Origin of the sequence: Rhodoferax potami, assembly GCF_032193765.1 — a bacterium.
Lineage (GTDB): Bacteria > Pseudomonadota > Gammaproteobacteria > Burkholderiales > Burkholderiaceae_C > Allorhodoferax > Allorhodoferax potami.
The window spans coordinates 2,891,658-2,908,114 of sequence record NZ_JAVBIJ010000001.1; the positions used below are offsets into that span (position 1 = coordinate 2,891,658).

Annotated in this window: 20 protein-coding genes; 3 read left to right on the forward strand and 17 right to left on the reverse strand. The window is 59.1% G+C overall.

Annotated features, from left to right (window positions below; all coding sequences use genetic code 11):
• Positions 1-20 precede the first annotated feature (20 nt).
• Genes RAE21_RS13845 through RAE21_RS13890 form a run of 10 tightly spaced genes read right to left on the reverse strand, consistent with a single transcriptional unit; the run spans position 21 to position 8,687 of the window.
• Positions 21-2,315: a host specificity factor TipJ family phage tail protein gene (locus RAE21_RS13845; RefSeq protein ID WP_313881868.1), complete on the reverse strand. Its 2,295-nt coding sequence runs from the start codon at positions 2,313-2,315 to the stop codon at positions 21-23.
• Positions 2,312-2,734 carry an NlpC/P60 family protein gene (locus tag RAE21_RS13850; protein ID WP_313881869.1) on the reverse strand — a complete coding sequence of 141 codons (423 nt, stop codon included), beginning with the start codon at positions 2,732-2,734 and terminating at the stop codon, positions 2,312-2,314. The genes RAE21_RS13845 and RAE21_RS13850 overlap by 4 nt, the downstream gene beginning before the upstream one ends.
• Positions 2,731-3,273 (reverse strand): DUF1833 family protein, encoded by a 543-nt coding sequence (locus tag RAE21_RS13855; protein ID WP_313881870.1) that lies wholly within the window; start codon positions 3,271-3,273, stop codon positions 2,731-2,733. The genes RAE21_RS13850 and RAE21_RS13855 overlap by 4 nt, the downstream gene beginning before the upstream one ends.
• Positions 3,266-4,687 carry a radical SAM/SPASM domain-containing protein gene (locus tag RAE21_RS13860; protein ID WP_313881871.1) on the reverse strand — a complete coding sequence of 474 codons (1,422 nt, stop codon included), beginning with the start codon at positions 4,685-4,687 and terminating at the stop codon, positions 3,266-3,268. Before RAE21_RS13860 ends, RAE21_RS13855 begins: the two co-directional genes overlap by 8 nt.
• Complete coding sequence (locus RAE21_RS13865) at positions 4,684-4,893, reverse strand: hypothetical protein (protein WP_313881872.1); 210 nt, start codon at positions 4,891-4,893, stop codon at positions 4,684-4,686. The genes RAE21_RS13860 and RAE21_RS13865 overlap by 4 nt, the downstream gene beginning before the upstream one ends.
• Positions 4,890-5,630, reverse strand: a complete 741-nt coding sequence (locus RAE21_RS13870; protein ID WP_313881873.1) for a 2OG-Fe(II) oxygenase family protein — start codon at positions 5,628-5,630, stop codon at positions 4,890-4,892. The genes RAE21_RS13865 and RAE21_RS13870 overlap by 4 nt, the downstream gene beginning before the upstream one ends.
• On the reverse strand, positions 5,627-6,385 hold the full coding sequence (locus RAE21_RS13875) for a hypothetical protein (protein ID WP_313881874.1): 759 nt from the start codon (positions 6,383-6,385) through the stop codon (positions 5,627-5,629). The genes RAE21_RS13870 and RAE21_RS13875 overlap by 4 nt, the downstream gene beginning before the upstream one ends.
• A gap of 35 nt (positions 6,386-6,420) precedes the next feature.
• Complete coding sequence (locus RAE21_RS13880) at positions 6,421-7,224, reverse strand: hypothetical protein (protein WP_313881875.1); 804 nt, start codon at positions 7,222-7,224, stop codon at positions 6,421-6,423.
• Between the two features lie 11 nt (positions 7,225-7,235).
• Entirely contained in the window at positions 7,236-7,832 is a 597-nt protein-coding gene (locus RAE21_RS13885; protein ID WP_313881876.1) for a hypothetical protein, read from the reverse strand.
• 12 nt (positions 7,833-7,844) lie between these two features.
• Positions 7,845-8,687, reverse strand: a complete 843-nt coding sequence (locus RAE21_RS13890; RefSeq protein ID WP_313881877.1) for a hypothetical protein — start codon at positions 8,685-8,687, stop codon at positions 7,845-7,847.
• Between the two features lie 16 nt (positions 8,688-8,703).
• Here RAE21_RS13890 and RAE21_RS13895 point away from each other — a divergent pair, with 16 nt between their 5' ends.
• The 3 genes from RAE21_RS13895 (at position 8,704) to RAE21_RS13905 (ending at position 10,365) form a co-directional block, all read left to right on the forward strand.
• The gene (locus tag RAE21_RS13895) at positions 8,704-9,153 is read left to right on the forward strand and encodes a hypothetical protein (RefSeq protein ID WP_313881878.1); all 450 of its coding nucleotides are present in this window, start codon (positions 8,704-8,706) and stop codon (positions 9,151-9,153) included.
• 66 nt (positions 9,154-9,219) lie between these two features.
• Complete coding sequence (locus tag RAE21_RS13900; RefSeq protein WP_108401933.1) at positions 9,220-9,627, forward strand: hypothetical protein; 408 nt, start codon at positions 9,220-9,222, stop codon at positions 9,625-9,627.
• 390 nt (positions 9,628-10,017) lie between these two features.
• Positions 10,018-10,365 (forward strand): hypothetical protein, encoded by a 348-nt coding sequence (locus tag RAE21_RS13905; RefSeq protein ID WP_313881881.1) that lies wholly within the window; start codon positions 10,018-10,020, stop codon positions 10,363-10,365.
• A gap of 209 nt (positions 10,366-10,574) precedes the next feature.
• Here the strand turns inward: RAE21_RS13905 and RAE21_RS13910 are convergent, their stop codons facing one another.
• The 7 genes from RAE21_RS13910 to RAE21_RS13940 all read right to left on the reverse strand — a co-directional run bounded on the left by RAE21_RS13910 (position 10,575) and on the right by RAE21_RS13940 (position 16,456).
• Positions 10,575-11,075 carry a hypothetical protein gene (locus tag RAE21_RS13910; protein WP_313881882.1) on the reverse strand — a complete coding sequence of 167 codons (501 nt, stop codon included), beginning with the start codon at positions 11,073-11,075 and terminating at the stop codon, positions 10,575-10,577.
• Positions 11,072-13,699 (reverse strand): phage tail tape measure C-terminal domain-containing protein, encoded by a 2,628-nt coding sequence (locus RAE21_RS13915; protein ID WP_313881883.1) that lies wholly within the window; start codon positions 13,697-13,699, stop codon positions 11,072-11,074. The genes RAE21_RS13910 and RAE21_RS13915 overlap by 4 nt, the downstream gene beginning before the upstream one ends.
• Entirely contained in the window at positions 13,692-13,925 is a 234-nt protein-coding gene (locus RAE21_RS13920) for a DUF7697 family protein (protein ID WP_313881884.1), read from the reverse strand. Before RAE21_RS13920 ends, RAE21_RS13915 begins: the two co-directional genes overlap by 8 nt.
• A gap of 83 nt (positions 13,926-14,008) precedes the next feature.
• Positions 14,009-14,359, reverse strand: a complete 351-nt coding sequence (locus tag RAE21_RS13925; protein ID WP_313881885.1) for a hypothetical protein — start codon at positions 14,357-14,359, stop codon at positions 14,009-14,011.
• A gap of 15 nt (positions 14,360-14,374) precedes the next feature.
• On the reverse strand, positions 14,375-15,313 hold the full coding sequence (locus RAE21_RS13930) for a phage tail tube protein (protein WP_313881886.1): 939 nt from the start codon (positions 15,311-15,313) through the stop codon (positions 14,375-14,377).
• Between the two features lie 35 nt (positions 15,314-15,348).
• A complete protein-coding gene (locus RAE21_RS13935; protein ID WP_313881887.1) occupies positions 15,349-15,789 on the reverse strand; it encodes a hypothetical protein in 441 nt (146 codons plus the stop codon).
• Positions 15,790-15,796: 7 nt separating this feature from the next.
• A complete protein-coding gene (locus RAE21_RS13940; RefSeq protein WP_313881888.1) occupies positions 15,797-16,456 on the reverse strand; it encodes a DUF6441 family protein in 660 nt (219 codons plus the stop codon).
• Position 16,457 lies beyond the last annotated feature (1 nt).

The following is a 16,457-nucleotide window of genomic DNA, read 5'->3' on the forward strand; positions in this document are numbered from 1 at the left end:
TTACAAAAATCAGGTTCAGATCAGGATTGATCAGCGGTATGCACCAACGCGTTCTCGGCCACGCAAGTCAGCTCGACTTGCTCAGCCCTGGGCTTGACGCTCATGACGCGCGCCAGCTGGGACCAGGACTGGCCCACACCAAAAGCAAAGTGCGTTCGCTCTCGGTCAGCACCGACCTGTGGCTCAAAGCCAGGCAGAGTTTTCAGGACGGCGTGGGTGGCAGTTGCGCCCGGCGTGACCTCGATGGCATCGGAGACCGAGCCATCTGGCTTTCGTAGAACGAGATAGTGAACGGCTCCTGACTGCCAACCCAGCGGCTCAGAGCACCGCACTGTTCTCGACTGGCTGTCCCAGCTCAAGACCTCACCACTCACACCCCAACGGGGAATGTCATGGCTCAGGGCAATCAGATCCCCATAGGTCGGGATCAAACCTTCCAGCTCAGTGCGAAAGGTGACGATTCTTCGGCGATACCGATTGGCCGCTGCGATGTATTTCCCCTCACGAACGCCTTGCGCCTTATCGGTGCAGCCAAATAACCTCACACGCGCAGGCTTGGCTGCTTGCGATCCGGGCAAGGCTACCGTGAACTCGTCAGGCTTCCAGCTCTTGGGATTGACGTATTCGATCGTGACCGCATCCGCCGTGGCATCGCCTGGCATCAGGTACTGAATCTTCAAGCTGTTGCGCACGATGTTTCGTGCAGAAAAAAGCGCCACCGGGATGGTCTTGGGTTCATCACGAACGATGCGAACAATCCCGCCCTGCAAGAACGGCACAGCACGCCCCGTCCGGGCAATCTGCCCCAAGGCGTCCCACACCGTCTGGTTTTGATCGAACACGGCATTGAAGGTATCCCCACGTGCCGACCACACCGCATCCAACCGTGCCAAGGCCGCCAGGTCCAATTGCCGGTCTGGCAATCCTGCGCCATAGCTGGACTTGACCGCGTCCGCGAAGGCCCACGCAATCGAGCGAGTGGGTTGCAGTGCAGACCATCCAGTGTTCGGATTCCAGATGGAGAGCTTGCGCGTCACCAGACAGTTGACCAGTCGGGATGAGCGCTGCGACAAGTTGTCGGTCGCGCGCATCCTGAGTGCCAAGTAGGTCAGGTCCGTGGGCAGACTCGATCCCGCCAAATAGCCCTTGGCCTGACCCCAACGCAGCTCGTGACCAGCTCGGTTGCTGGTGTCCCGCGCATCCAGGCGCTGCAGGCGAATCTCATAACGCCCAGGCGACACCGAATACTTGAACGACAAGCGTTGCGCGGTATTCGTGGCGGCTGAGTAGGTTTCGTCAGCCACATGGAGCCAGCCTGAGGTGGCATCGCCATCGTCATTAATGCTTCGCACTTCTACGCGCCATTGCACCGACCGGCTCTCCAATGCACCGCTGTCATTGGCGTAATACAGTCCGCGCAGCATCACTACATCGACACCGATCTGATTGATCTGTGTACCCACGGGATTCAGGGCGAAGGGACCAACGATGGCACCGGAGTCGCTGACAGCAATCAATTCCTGACCGGACACCTCTGGGGCCGTGACCACATCGGGGTTGAACAAGGTGTTCTGTCCGCCAGGCTCAATAACCTGCGCCTGCACCTCGGCAAACGAGCTGATCGGGCTGTCATCAATCGACAGCTCCTCAAACTGAAACTGACCCACGCCAATGACGTGCAACTGATGCAGATATTCCTCGTTGTTTTCGTACTCGGTATAGGGCATGGTGGCCAGATCCGGGTACACCAAATGATGGCCATAAATCACGGGGACTGGTTGCGACAGACGTCCATAGTTGCCGCGCGCCTGCAAGGAGTAGGTCGGGCTGGGGGATGTCGTGTTAGCCGATGCCGAGGGCAAAGACTGATTGGGCAATGGCACCAGCGCATTCACGAGCACCGAGCCCGTGACTGCGATCGCAGTGGATGCCACTGCTGTGGCCAGAGTTCCCGAATACCCCATTGAGGCAGCCAGTGCGCCGCCATATGCATTGGCGACGACCAGAACGGCGATCATGAGCACGGTTCGCAGCGGGTTCTTGCCGCCACCTCCACCTCCTTGCGGCAGAGTGACCAACGCCACAACATCACCCGCATCGATCGGTGTCACTGCCCTGTGCGCCATCAGCACCGGCTGACCATTTTTCAGGATCAGGGTAGGCTGCTCGAACTCAATGCCATCACGATTCATCCACTGTGCGATCGTGGGCGAGCCAAACACATGGCTCACCTGCCGGTCACTGGGCTCGAATGGATTTCGCATCCAGATAACCAGTCCAGGACTGGGCAGGCCTGACATGCAAGCGCTTGTCATGGCAATTCCTTCCATCGGTAATACCCCTCCACCTGCCAGCCGTGACTGGCCAGAGAGCTCAATTGCTGAAACACCACCCCGATCTGTTGGGCGCAGTGCAACACTCCACCGCCGTCCGCATCAACCCAAACGCCAACATGCACGGGGTGTCGTGACTGACGCATCAACACCGCATCGCCCTGCTTGGGCAAATCGACCGCCGCCCAACGCTTTCTTTCCGGGTGGTTTTTGAACGTATGAAGGACCGTTCGCAGATTCAGCGCGTCCACCGGGATCACCGGCAAGTCACGACCGAAGTGGGTCTTCTGGACCCAAAGAAAAAGGCCCCAGCAGTCAAATGACTCGGGGCCTCTCTCTCCTGCAATCCACGGGCGACCGATGTACTGGATCGCCCAACTCGGTGAATCTTCATCTGTCATCGGGCTAACCCTGGAAACTCGGTTGCGGTGTACAGGCGTGACGGAAAGGTCTTGTTGCCAATGTCCGCCATCCTCGCCTTGGCCGTGACCCGCTGCACGTCAGCCTCCACTTCGGTGATGATGAGCGTGATCGGTGGATCCATCTGCGGACCACTCAAATCGTTGGAGAGGTACGGGCGATAGGTCACCTCAATGGGTGACTCCGAAACCGATGCCTCGTCCAAGTGCTTCACGATCTCCCTGGTGACGTTGTCCAGGGTGATCGCAATTTCGGGAACCGGCGCGATATCCACCGGTGGCAAATCCAGCTCAAAGCCCATGGCCACGAACTGGACCTGCTGCCCCGCATTGATTGGCGCTGACGCCTCAAGCCTTGCCAGCAAGTCTTGCTGATCACGCACCACACGGATCGCCGTCGTGTTGCCTGCTTCATCTCTGAAGTCCTGGTGCCGGATCTCCAGGGTATGCAGGATGACCACATTGCTCGGAGCGCTTGCATAGGCTTCCCGAAGTGCCTCAGAAAGTGCTGCATCAGGCATGCGTCACCCGAACAGGAAATGGTTTGATGGATCGCTCTGACGGTGCAACCGTGCTCATGTCACCATGGCTTTCCACAAAGCCGAGATGAATGACATCCATCACAGTGACAGCGTCACGGCGGATGGCGTCACCTTCTATGCGCGTGAGGATCAATCCCTGTGTCTGGTAGTAGAGTGCCGCCGCCAGAACAGCCAGGTTGTGACTAAAAGAGTTGTCGCACGCTGCCTCCCAGTAACCATCCTCCAGGAACAGGCATGCGCCTTTGCAAAGCTGCGCCACGGGGCAACGCGGACATTCACTTCGCGTGCTGAAGTGGTAAGCCGTATTGAGGCTGATGTCTTCAAACTGATCGACGTGACCGATCTTGTGGTTCGTGGAGGCACTCATGTTCTGGCAAGTCATCACATTGCCTTTCATGTCCACTGCGATCGAGTCATCGCGATCCATTCCGCACTTTTGACCCAATGCTGCCAATGGACGTGACTGCGCTTGGGAGCGCATGAATTCATCCACTTTGTCGCGCATGGTTCCAACGGCCATCCCTGAGCCCGTGACCAGCTCCCAGAACATCTGGTGCAAATAGCGGGCGTGATCATTCCCATGGAGCGCCAATGACAGTCCGCTCTGGTCGTAGGGAAGCATAACTTCCTCAGTCGCAAGCACCACGGCCTGCACGGGAAGATCCAGCTTTTCAGCAAAGTACAGGCGCACCGCCTTGAGCGATTGGTTGTGACGATGCAAGACCGTGTTGAAACTCATGCGGTCAATCGACATGCGCCGAGACACCCAGCGTTTAATCTGGGCCAGGCCCTCGAGGTCGTTTAGTGGATCAGGACCACGGTAAGACTGTGCAGGACCGTCATGCGACAGACCGATGCCCACATCGAGCGCCTCGACCCAGGCGAGCTTTTCGTCATCAAAGAGGGAGCCATTGGTGACGATGGACAACTGCGCATTCGGGTAGCGCGCCTTGACCGCTTCGCCCAGCGGTTTGAGGAGCTTCCAATACACAAAGGGCTCACCGCCCCAAAATTCAATCTTGACGCCAGCACCCTGGCCATCGTCGCCACCAGCAAACCAGCCTTCGAGTTGCTGCATGAATGGGGCGACGTCGTCCGGGTGTCCATCAATGTCATGAGGCTGGTGCGCCTGAGAGCAATACTGGCAGGCGTAGTTGCACTTGAGCCCCAATTGCAGCTTGAGGTGCCTGATGGCTTTGGATTTGCCAGCCGGGTTGCTGGGGTGATGCAGATGCCAAAACGGTGGCCACTGCATGTCCTCTTGCTTTGGAAATGCCTGCGGCAGCGGCAAACGCTCTTCGTTGTCAGCCCAGACCAAACTGGAATCCTCCGGGTCGTAGAGCGCCTGTCGCACAAAGCCATGCTGGCCATTGAGGGTGAGGGTGAATTTCATGGAATGAGGTCCTCAAACGCGATGGGATAGGCCTCGCGACACACCTTGGCCAAATCGGCACCGGGTAGCGTCTTGAGGTTGAAGATGTGACGGCCAGAAGCCTTGCCGTCGGGATTGGCGACCAGGACGGTCATCACCAGGTTCGATTCATCGACCTGGACCACTTCGACGGCATAGCCCTGACGGACTGAAAGATCGAGACTCATTGAATGGGCTCCATGGGATTGTTTGGGTGCGGGTACTGGATCTGGGCTTTGGCGTGCGCACGGATTTGTTCGGCTGACCAGGTCTGGTCACCACCCCGGTCATCACGGTGCGTGAAGCGCACATTGGTGACGATGGCGACCTTGTCGCTCTGCGGGTCGAACAGCGGAAACGTGGAGTGCTCCAGATAGCCCGGAAAAATGAACAACGCCCCTTGGAGGGGCGTTTGTGCGAAGAGCTTGTTTTCATGTCGGAGCATCCAGTTGGCCTGCACCGGTCTGGGATCGTGAAAACACAGTGCCCCGGGCAAGCCAACGGCATCTCGCCCTTCGTTGGCCCCGAGATGGACTCGGGGGTAATAGGTGGCCACCAGTTGATTGCCAACATGCCGGTGCGGGATGGCCCACTTGCCCAGTCCACGCTGGCGATTCACGAACGTGTTGTAGGTGATGGACAACTCGCAAGGATCGAGCGATGGGTACGCTTGCCGCACATAGGCGGCCACCCTCAGTTCGATGGCGTCCAGCAAACGCAACAGCGTCTGGCTGGGTTGCTCACGCATCATGGACACGGTGTCGGCTCGATGCGCCATCTTGGCTGACGTTTGGGTGTGGCGCTCGTAGAAGGTTGCAGCCTCCTGCGCCAGAGTCTCCCGCACGTCATCCAACTCTGAGAGTTGATCGATCAGCACATGACTGGGCCAGAGGCTCAGCAGCTGACATGAATTGCTTGGCGTCATCGGGTCAAATCTCCATCAAAAATCATCTGAATCGGGTGCTTGCAGCCGTAAAAGCGGTTCGGTCTATACGTCCTTGTTGGATGGTCGAACTCGATCCATGGCCAGACGCTGAAATGCACGCTGCAACGACTTCCCAACCAAGAATGCCGATTGACCAAGGTGTGCTCGTAGCCCGAACAGTTCATCCACAGGCACTCACCCGGGTTGAAGCTCAGGTTATCCTGCCCATCAATAGACAGAACCACACCCGGTGACACAGCTAGGCAAATGTCCAACCTGAGCTCCTCAAAAATCGAGGTGTCTCGGTGTGGATGCACCAGAGGAACACCCCGAGGATTGGGCGGGACCAACACTGTCAGCCGCCCCGACCCAATGGTCAGGGTGAACTGATCGAGCATCGTCCCGATGGCCAGGTATCGCCCCGCCTCCGAGCGATGCGTAAACGCCAAATGGTCGGCACCGCTGTACCGACATGGGTCCTGGCACAAATAAGGGTCCATCGCCTCAACGGGATGCCCCGTGTGGGCCAACGACAGGTTGCGAAACAGGCCCGGACTGGCTGCACTGACTTGGGACTCCCAGATCAGCGAATCGAAACGATCAAATGCTGCGGCGAATGCATGGTCCAGATTGGATGGCACCGTCACACCAGGCACGTCCCTGATCGCTACGAGATGCTCAAGCTCCGGATTTGAAACAGCCTTGATGGCTTCCTCGAAATCTGTCGCGCGCCGCAGGTAGGTGGCAACCGTCATGTGGCTTGGAATGCTGTCCGCATGCACCGCCCACATCAAACCACCTCCACAGCAGCACCGATCTTGTGGCTGAAATACTTGAAGCCCACCTTGATCAGCGCCTGGTCCTGTGACTCCAGTCCCAAAGCCATCCATTTGAAGCTTGCGACACCACCAACGATAGGCACCTTGGTCTTTGGAAGAAAACCGGCCTCGCACTCCAGGTACAGAACACCACTGCGCGTTTCGATTGCAGGCATGCCTTCAGTTTCATAGACGGGCTGAATGAGCCTGACCGTGCAAGTGATAGTTTCACCTGCGGCACAGGAATTCGGGACGTCCAACTCCAGCGAGGGCAGCACGGCGTTGTAGAGCGACACACGCGACCGAACTTCGAGAAACTCGGCAAAGCCTTCGGGTGCCATGGTTTGCGGCGCGTAAACCAGGACCGCCACCTCCTCGATCGGGCTGTCCTCAAAGGGGACGAAGAACAACACCGTGCGTGGATGCAGGGGACGCCCAAGTAAGAACGGGTTTTTATGCAGATTCGTCTGCGGGAAAACGGAATGCAAATGCCCCAGGTCCTCCCAGCCAAAGCGGGCCTCCAATGCCCAGTTGGTATGGATGCCCCAATGCTTGCCAAGGTCAATGTGCTGCTTGATGGCCGCCGGATCAAACACGAAGGGGCGTGAGCCATATTCCTTCTCATTCGTCTCCGGGTTGATGCGCCAAGGCGTCACCGTGATCGTCTGAGCTTGTACGTCCCGCTCGACGCGGTAACTGACAGGGAAAGCACCGAACGATTCGGCTGGAGACGGAATATTAAACAGGCGACCGCCAACGGTAGTTGAATTTGCCATCTTTCAACCCCTCAGCAATCGGTGCTGCAGTTGCAATTGCAGTTGCAATTGCAATTGGTTCGGCAATTGAAGGCAGTGGAGCCACAGTTGCAGTTGGAGTAGCTTCCGCAGTTACAGTTGCAATTGCAGGCTCGGTACCAGCGGTGGTACTCCGCGCCACCGATTTCGTCTTGCGCCAAGTAGTAGCCGTCATAGTTCAGACCAACGGAAGGGACGGCGTAGTTGGCATAACTCGTTCCACCGACTCCGTCGTACTGACCGCTGTTGGCGCAATAGTTGAACCCCAGGCCCCATGTCCACCAGTTCACATTGGGGGGAACCCAGTTGGCGTTGCTTGCGCAATTACCATTGGGCAGATAGCCATTGCAGTTGCTGGCCCGATCGTCGTAGTACTGGCTCGAGCGCCCCATCTCTCCGATGTCTTGGCCGTCTCCCATTTTGTAGCCCGTGTTGCGAGCATCGTCACTCGTCACGCTGCTTTTGAAGAGCGCCCCGTTGGACATGGTGAGGGTTCCGGTCATGGTCCCACCGGCCTTGTCCAACTTGCCGTTGATTTCAGTCTGCAAGGCATCATCCAGCCCCGCCTTGGGGATGCGCGTAATCGCCATGATTTCTCCTAGTTAGATGTAACGCACCACAATCCGCGCGCTAGCGGCTGGTGCTGATGTGAATCGCAAAGTCGCCCCGGAATTGACCAGGACGTAGGCATCGAGCGAGTCCTGCACCACGTAATTGACCGTCACGATCAATTTGTGGACGCTGGACGCTGCAGTGCTCAGACTGAAGTCCGTCGCCGAACCATTGCCAGTAAAGACCTGTGGGGCGACGTTGGAGCCGCCCGCGGCAGCGGCATACCCCTGCGCTTGGCTCATGTAGCTCTGAGCCTGTGTGGCCGATGCTGCTGAAGCCGTCGCAGAGTTCGCCGATGCGGTGGCACTGCCAGCCGATGCCGCAGCCGAATTCGCGGCACTGGTTGCTTGCTGACTGGCCGTCGCTGCATTGGCGGCAATGGACTGTGCGTAGTACTTGGCCGAATACTCCGTCGATCCTGAAACAGGACCCGACGTCTTGTTCGCCCATTCCTCGGCTGCGGCTGCGCCAGACTGCGCTTCTTTGTCCAGGTAGCGCACGCTGATCACGACGCCACTGGCCGGAGCCGAACTGAATCTGAGCGTCGTCGTGGCTGGTGTGGTGTAGGCGTCCAAGGGCGCTTGAGGCACCCCGGCAACTGTCACCATCAATGCACCGGGATACCCAACTGGTCGACTGATTGTGAAATCCGTCTTCACGCCGTCCCCGGTGAACACATCGGCGGGGATGACCGTATTGGCCGTCACCGCCGCTGCCGATCCTGCCGCTTGCCCTGCCCAGTATTTGGCTGAGTAACCACTACCGTCGACCGTACCGGTGGTTTTTTGCGCCCAATCAGAAGCCAGTGCTGCTTGCACCTGCGATGCCGTCAACGACCCTGCTGCGCTTGTGGCACTGCCTGCCGCCGCAGTCGCCGAATTAGCGGCAGCAGTTGCACTCGCCGTTGCATCTCCAGCTTTGGTCGTTGCCGTTGTGGCTGACCCAGTTGCCGACGTGGCCGAAGTTGCTGCATTGGTGGCACTCGTGCTGGCGTTGCTGGCCGAGGTTGCTGCCGCTGTGGCACTGTTGGCTGCGTCCGTCGCTTTGCCACTTGCGGTGGTGGCCGAACCTGCCGCTGCAGTAGCGGAGCTCGCCGCATTCGTAGCTGAGGTTGCCGCTGCAGCCGCCTGCGTACTGGCGGTACTGGCAGAAGTCGCTGCATTGGTCGCCGACGTTGCGGCATCCGAGGCTTTGGTCGAGGCGGTACTTGCTGAACCAGCCGCAGCCGTCGCACTGGCCGCCGCATCCGTTGCCTTTTGCGTGGCGGTTGATGCTGAAGCAGAGATCGACTGGGCGTAATACTTGGCCGAATAGTCGCTGCCGCTGACGGGGGCTGTCGTTTTGGTCGCCCAATCCTGCGCCAGAATGGCACTGCCAGATGCACTGCTGGCCGAACTTGCTGCAGCTGTTGCGCTGCTGTTTGCATCGGTGGCCTTAGCCGTTGCTATTGTTGCAGAGGCAGATGCACCACTGGCACTGTTGGCAGCATTGGTCGCCGATGTCGCAGCGTCGCTGGCCTTGGTGCTGGCTGTGGTGGCTGAAGTTGCCGCATTGGTGGCCGATGTCCCTGCATCGGCAGCCTTGGTCGTGGCCGTGGTTGCGGAGCCTGCTGCCGATGTCGCACTTCCAGATGCCGCCGTCGCAGACGACGATGCCGAAGTGGCACTCGCAGCAGCTGCCTGGGCGTGGTACTTGGCCGAATATTCCGTCGAGCCGGAGACCACACCGCCGGTTTTGGTGGCCCACTCCTGTGCAGACGCTGCGCCAGATTGAGCCTCCTTGTCGAGATACCGAACACTGATGCCCACACCTGTTGCCGGTGCGGACACAAAGCGCAGGGTCGTACTTGCGGGGACCGAGTACGAATCTATCGGTGCTTGAGGAACTCCAGCCACCGTCACCAACACAGCACCCGGATAGGCCACGGGATGGCTGAGGGTGAAATCCGTCTTGACGCCATCCCCTGCAAACACATCAGCCGGAATCACCGTATTGGTGGTCACCACTGCTGCCGAGTTGGCTGCCTGACCGGCCCAATACTTCGCCGAATACCCAGTGCCGTCAACGGTTGCAGCGGTTTTTTGCGCCCAGTCAGACGCCAACGAAGCCTGCGACTGAGCCGACGCCAAAGCGGTCTGTGCATCTGTTGCCTTACTGCTGGCCGTGGAGGCGGAGCTCGCCGCCGAACTGGCACTGGTGGCCGCATCGCTGGCCTTTTGCGTCGCGGTGGTGGCCGAGGCTGCCGCCGCTGTTGCCGAGCTCGCTGCATTGGTGGCACTGGTGGCCGCATTGGTCGCCGAAGTGGCCGCTGCCGTTTTACTGCTGCTGGCATCGCTGGCCTTGGTACTGGCCGTGGTTGCCGAAGTCGCTGCGGCAGTCGCGGAACTTGACGCACTGGTTGCAGAATCACTGGCCGCAGTTGCCTTGGTGCTGGCTGTCGAGGCCGATGTCGCTGCACTGCTGGCCGATTGCGCAGCATTGCTTGCTTGTTGGGTGGCCGTAGCCACCTGATTGGTCAGATCTTGGCGGGACGCATCAAGTTGGGTTTGAACCCCATGAATGACGTTGGCCACGCTCTTGACCTGGCCACCTTCCGTGGTCACGGTCGTCTGATCATCCCCGTGGACGATCTCATGGAGCAGTTGGGCATCCCCCTCGATCGTTCCCACAGCTTCATCCAGCCGGGTCTTGAGGGTCATGATTGGGTTCCTTTAATTGATCTACCAGTAATCAGCCGCCGCCATGGATTGGTTGAGCCAGGTGTGCAGGCGCTCGCCCAGCGCAATGGCATCCGGCCCCAGCACCGCAGCGACTTGGGTTTCATCGGCTGTGAGCCGTGGAAATTCCTGCACTTCCAATTGCGCTTTGACTTGCCATCGGTTGCCGGTCAACAGCTCGGTGTCCCACGGCGCAATGAACCGGGACTGCACCGCCTGAACACCCAAGCCACCCGCCAAGGGCATCGCAAACCAGAGAACGCCTTGGTTGAGGACATGCATCCACCAGGCATCAAAAACGGCAAACGCCTCCTGCGAGAAACGCCACTCCGCACGCACCCGATAAAGCGTGCTCGTGGAGCGCAAGCGCATCCGAGCCGCCCCGGCATCGATGTCCGTTCGCACCGCATTTGATTGCGGGGCCAACCCATAGCCCTCGATGCGCGGCAGCGGCAAGGTGTCCGGCCAGACAGGGATCTCAGCAGGCAAGGTCACATCACTCATCGCAAAGCTCCTACCGCTGGGTTGAGCCCATAACGACGCTCAAGCGTGGGGGCAATGCCCACGCCCTGGTTGATGGAACGATTCATGCGCGCCTCGATCTGCTCGACGATCACATCCAGCCGAGTGCTACCGTCGGGCTGCTGAGTGGTTTGAACTCTCGCATCCACGCCCGGGGCATGGTTGGTCACATTCACCAGCACCTTGACCGGCGACGGATTGTTTTTTGCCAATGCACCGCCCAAGGCACGCAACTGGCCCGGCGTGAAAACCGCCTCACCCGGCTGCGCGATGATGGGCACCTCGCCCGCCACCAAGCCACCGGTATGAAACCGCTGCGCGCCATCGAAGTGCTGCAGCCCGACCGAGCGTGTGGCCAATACATCGCTGCCAATCAAGCCACCGGTATGCGCCACCATCGTGCCGCCCGACATCAGGTCCGTAGCTCCAGCTGGGAATGCACCACCCAACCCATTGCCGCTTGAACCACCAAATAGGTTCAGTCCGCTCATCCACCCGGCCAAAGGCAAGGTGATCATTTTTTGGATCTGGATGCGCACCAGGTCCGCAATGATCGAGTTGGCCAAGTTGTTGAAGTCCACCTTGCCGGTCGTCACAAACTGAACCATCGCGTCCTCCATGCCCTTGAAGGCACCGGTTACGGCACGTTCAGCCTGCTTGGCCGCATTGGTAGCGTCCTCAATGTAGGTGCGCAGGGAACTGCGAAGGCCATAGTCAAAGCTGCGCTGGTATTCCACGTTGGCACGGGCGAGTTCTTCCACGATTGGCAACTGCCGCGCCAAGGCGTCGTTGATCGCAGCGATGGCCTCGGCCTTGAGTCCTGGATCGTTGATTTGCTCAGCCTGACGCAATGCCATGACAGCGGCTTTTTCCATGTCAAAGCGCGTCTGCAAAGCGGCCCGCTCAACCTCACCCACATCCAGAAGCTGGCGCTTTAACTGCAACTCTTCCTGCTTGAGGCGGTTGTTGCCGATGTAGTTCTCGGTGATCTGATGGACCTTTTGCAGCTCCTTCTCGTACTCCTCGAACTTCTTGTCGGCCTCCTTCTGTTTTTCCATCCGCTCGATAGCGTCGATGTACTTTTCCGCTTCCTTGACAACACCTGCGTAGCCCTTGCGCTCGAGCTCCAAGGCCCGTGCGCGCAACTCAGCGCCTTCGCCTTGTGTGACACGCAGCGCGCGCTGCTCCAACTGCTTTAAGAACTGCAAGCCTTCGTTGTTCTTCTCAAAGCCAGACAGATCTAGACCACTGGGTGGCTTGCGGGGCATCTTGAGCAAGAATTCGTCATAGATCTTCTGAACCTGCGCAGCTTGCTCTGCCGTTTCCAAGACAAACTTTTGCCCCATGACACGCACCGTGCGGCGTTGCTCATCGAAGAACTTTTCGATTTTGTTGACGTACCCTGGGTTGTCCGTCAGATGCGTTAAGCGGTCGTTGGCCGCTTCGACAAACCGATCGCGCGCCGCTTGCAACTTGGCGATTTCGGCATTGATCTGCGTCTCGTCATAGCCCATGGACTTCATGGAGCGCAGCATGTCGGTCTTGATCCAGGTCTCAACGTCCTTGGCGACCACCTGCAGACTGTCAAACGGCTGGCTGATCACGCGCTTGGCAAGCACCGCCGACTCGGCAATGAAACCCAGCCCGGTTGCGACCTCCTCGAGGAATGACAGGACCTGTTGTCGGTTGTGCGTGATGGCCTGCAACTCGCTGGTGAATCCACCGGCCTCGGTTTTGGCCAGGAACATCTGCTCCGTCAGGTCAGCGAGGATCGGCAGCAACGCGGATCCGATTTGGCGCTGCACGCCTTCGTTGACCGCGTGCAAGCGCTTCATGTTGTCGTTGAACTCCTCTGCAGCGCGTGCTGCATCGGCAGACATGACCAACCCGAGGCGCTTGGCCTCTTCCATCATCTCAGTCAGTCCATCGCGCCCCTGGTTGAGCATGGGGATCATGTCCAACCCGTTTTTGCCGAATAGTTTGACGGCGAGCGCCGCCTTTTCTGCGCTATCGGGCATGGCAGCGAATTTCTCTGCCAGGTCCAGCAGCACCTGCTCAGTTGGTCGAATCTGCCCTTGCGCATCCAGCGCCGACACACCGAAAGCCTTGAGCGCAGCACTGCCTTCGCCACCCTTGACCTTGGCGTCGAACATGGCGGTCGAGAGGAATTTGAGCGCCTTGGTCAGACTCTCCGCACTCACGTCCGACAACTCGGATGCATACAGCAGCGCCGACAAGGCTTCGACCGAGACGGCGGTTTTTTGGGAGAGCTTGTTGAGCTCTTCGCCCACCTCAGCGACAGGCACGACTAACTGGTGCATGCCATAGCCGAGCGCTGCAACGGATGCCCCCACGATCAAACCGGCGGGGCCAAGACGACCGAGCACACTGCCCAGCATCCCTAGACGGGAAGTGGCATCTTCCATGCGCACGAAGGCATCGTTGGCCGCCTTGGACAGCAGATTCAAACCGGCAGAAGCAGGTTGAGAGGCCGATTCGATTTTTTTGAGCGATCGCTCTCCGGCTTCGCCCACGTCTGCCAGTTCGGCTTTGACTTTGCCGCCGTCAATGACAGCCAGTCGAATCGATAGGTTACGTTCAGCCATGTGGGTTGTCCGGAGATGGTTTGTTCAATGCTTGCGTCAGGCCCGCCTCGACGGCAGGGAATAAATGGGTCATGGCAGTGGGATCTGCATCCAATGCCTGGCTGGCAGACACCCACGCGTTGAAGTCCATGCCCAGCACTGCGCCTTGAACTGCACGCACTTGGGATGAGCAGACATCGAGCACCGCGAGTGCCTGCCAGCCCTCTTCGGTCCGAGGTGAATTCACCTGGTACGGACACTCAGGACAGGTCGACTCGCACGCGCCGCAGTACGTGGCCCCGCCACCGAAGTGCCATTCGGTGCGGGCCTTCAGCCGTTTTTTTCGGCATCCAAAAGATAGAGTGCAGCCAGGTATTCACGCTCGAAGGCATCGGCCACAGGCCACAGCTCCATGAGCGCAGAAATGCCGTCCGGCGTGACGGCTGCGGCTTTGCCTTTGTCGTCACCCACACCCTCCCAAGCCAAGATGGCAGCCTTGGCCAACTCGGTGATGAGGGTGGCCGTGCGCTCTCCGGCTGCCGTGTGATCTTTGCCATCGATCAGGGCCGCTGCATGGCGAGCTGCCATGACCAGCGCAGTGGTCGCAGGCTTGACTTTGATGCGCACGCCTTGGACCAGGTCGAGCCAATAAGGCTCACGTTTGAGATTGAGTTTGAGCATGTTTGCCTCTTAAGTTCAGTACGCAACCACGTCATTGACGAGTTGCACGGTCAGCATGTGACCGGCTGCGGTGTTCTTGGCAGCCTGCCAGTCAAAGGTGGCCTGAATGCCACCGGGGCCAGAGATCGAGAGCTTGGGCTTGGGCAGATAGACCTCATGCGCGATGAAGGTCAGGCTCTTGGTGGCGTCAATGACATAGCTGAAGGTCAACTCCAGCGGGGTGTTGTTGGTCGCGGCGTCGATCAATTCCGTATCCGCAAACCGCACCTCCAAATTGCCCGTCAGGCTGGCCACTGTGGGGTCGGCTCCTTCGATTTTTCCGTCGGAGCGAATCGTTTCGATGCGCGCCAGATTGTTCGAATAAGTCAACTGCGCCGCGACCACGTTGCCCAGGGCCTGGCCATTCTTTTTGATCGAACCCTGGAACTGATTAAAGCGAGTGATCGGCAAGGTCGTGGGCGTCGCGTCTGCGCTGGCGGTTCGCTTGACTTCGCCTTGGGCAATCAGGCCCAAGGTGGCATCCGCTGCGCCAGAGCGTGCGAACTTCACCTGCAGCGAGTTGGCCATCACACCAGAGGCCAGGAAGTACGCCGGGATATCGGGCAGTCCTGTCTCCAATGACAGGCTCGGCAGCCCCGAATTGCCAGACACGAAAGTGTGGGTGTGCGCGGTGTCTCCAACGCTCACCGGGTTGCCCAGCAGGGCTTTGATCCACATGCCGATGTTGCGCAGGTCAATGGGAATGACGATGTCACCCTCGACTTTGATCACGTCCCGGATGGGCGCACTCGGGTCTCGACCCAAGCCAATCAGATCGTTGGCAATCAAGCCCTGTTCCGAGCCCAGGGTGGTGGAGACAAAGGGAATTTTCCCGAAGTCTCCCGTCGGTGTGTTTCCGTAGGTGGGTTTAAACGCAGCCAAAAGGCTGGCGTTCGCGCCATAAGCACGAGCCATGATGAATCTCCAAGTGGTTAAGGTTTGTGGCGCCATCAGGCCAAGGGATGGCTGCTCGCGTAATGCATCACCACGTCCAGCGTGCAGGCCTTGATGCCCACAGAACCTTCAGGGGTGACGTCTTCAAATTTGGGCGGCATCACTTCGGCGTGGTCGATCTGCCCAGACAAGGTCGGATCGACCAAGACCAGGGTGCCCAACGCCTGAAGCAACTCATCCATGCGCGCGTCCCTGGCAGATGCCTCGGGGTGCGCGACATAGATTTCGATGCTTGCCGCGTGTTCCCACAGGTAGGTCACAGGCGACAAGGTGACATCGACCTGGGTCATGTCCCCATCGCGCAGGAACACCATGGCGTGCTCGCTGAGCCGCTCCGGCAGGGATGAATTCCTGCGTATCGCATTGGGCTGCAGGGGCAATCCGTCCAACAGCGTGAACAAAGCCCCCAGCGCTGCTTCTCGTTGGCTGGTTTTCATGGTCATTTCATGTGTCCGAACTTTCTTCTGGCCACGACTGCGTGACCAACACCATCAGCCTGTCTTGCCACCGCTGGGCAGCACTGGCGATGTCGAATTTCTTCTTGAGTTGGGCTTGCGGTACCAGCAAAAAAATGGGGACTGTGGTCAGCCCCCGTCCTGATTTCTGAGCAGAAGCCGATGCCGCAGCAAAGCCTCCGCGCTTGCCTGTTTTGGCCCGAAAGTTGTCCGCCACCAAGAGCGACGGTTTGCCTGAGCGATACACAAAGCGCAGTCGTTGACCACGCATGCGCTCCCACAGACCAGGCGTCATGCGTTTGCCTCGCGGCCCTGTGCCTGCTGCAGGGAGCGGGATGGCGAGCCAGAACCCATTCTTCGAGCGAATCAACGCGCCTTGGTCATGCGCCGCGACGACAACAGGCGCTCGGCTGTACACCAACCCCGCCGAACCCAAGCTGGGGCGTCCCTTCGGGTACACCTCCCCACGCCAGGTATTGGCCAGACGCGAGCCCAGACCAGAGCCTTCGATTTGCGAACGCAATTCACTCTTGAGCCCTTGCGTCGCCTCTCGCACGCCTGTAGTCACCGCCACCCGCGCGGAATTCAGCTCCTGCGCCATCATCTTGGAGAGGTCGCCCTGCAGGGCGGCCAGCAATCTGACGCTCATG

Excerpts from the sequence above, each read along its gene's own strand:
- RAE21_RS13845 (WP_313881868.1), bottom strand. The coding sequence starts at position 2,315 with ATGACAAGCGCTTGCATGTCAGGCCTGCCCAGTCCTGGACTGGTTATC.
- RAE21_RS13850 (WP_313881869.1), bottom strand. The coding sequence starts at position 2,734 with ATGACAGATGAAGATTCACCGAGTTGGGCGATCCAGTACATCGGTCGC.
- RAE21_RS13855 (WP_313881870.1), bottom strand. The coding sequence starts at position 3,273 with ATGCCTGATGCAGCACTTTCTGAGGCACTTCGGGAAGCCTATGCAAGC.
- RAE21_RS13860 (WP_313881871.1), bottom strand. The coding sequence starts at position 4,687 with ATGAAATTCACCCTCACCCTCAATGGCCAGCATGGCTTTGTGCGACAG.
- RAE21_RS13865 (WP_313881872.1), bottom strand. The coding sequence starts at position 4,893 with ATGAGTCTCGATCTTTCAGTCCGTCAGGGCTATGCCGTCGAAGTGGTC.
- RAE21_RS13870 (WP_313881873.1), bottom strand. The coding sequence starts at position 5,630 with ATGACGCCAAGCAATTCATGTCAGCTGCTGAGCCTCTGGCCCAGTCAT.
- RAE21_RS13875 (WP_313881874.1), bottom strand. The coding sequence starts at position 6,385 with ATGACGGTTGCCACCTACCTGCGGCGCGCGACAGATTTCGAGGAAGCC.
- RAE21_RS13880 (WP_313881875.1), bottom strand. The coding sequence starts at position 7,224 with ATGGCAAATTCAACTACCGTTGGCGGTCGCCTGTTTAATATTCCGTCT.
- RAE21_RS13885 (WP_313881876.1), bottom strand. The coding sequence starts at position 7,832 with ATGGCGATTACGCGCATCCCCAAGGCGGGGCTGGATGATGCCTTGCAG.
- RAE21_RS13900 (WP_108401933.1), top strand. The coding sequence starts at position 9,220 with ATGGCACTGCCAGATGCACTGCTGGCCGAACTTGCTGCAGCTGTTGCG.
- RAE21_RS13910 (WP_313881882.1), bottom strand. The coding sequence starts at position 11,075 with ATGAGTGATGTGACCTTGCCTGCTGAGATCCCTGTCTGGCCGGACACC.
- RAE21_RS13915 (WP_313881883.1), bottom strand. The coding sequence starts at position 13,699 with ATGGCTGAACGTAACCTATCGATTCGACTGGCTGTCATTGACGGCGGC.
- RAE21_RS13925 (WP_313881885.1), bottom strand. The coding sequence starts at position 14,359 with ATGCTCAAACTCAATCTCAAACGTGAGCCTTATTGGCTCGACCTGGTC.
- RAE21_RS13930 (WP_313881886.1), bottom strand. The coding sequence starts at position 15,313 with ATGGCTCGTGCTTATGGCGCGAACGCCAGCCTTTTGGCTGCGTTTAAA.
- RAE21_RS13935 (WP_313881887.1), bottom strand. The coding sequence starts at position 15,789 with ATGAAAACCAGCCAACGAGAAGCAGCGCTGGGGGCTTTGTTCACGCTG.
- RAE21_RS13940 (WP_313881888.1), bottom strand. The coding sequence starts at position 16,456 with ATGAGCGTCAGATTGCTGGCCGCCCTGCAGGGCGACCTCTCCAAGATG.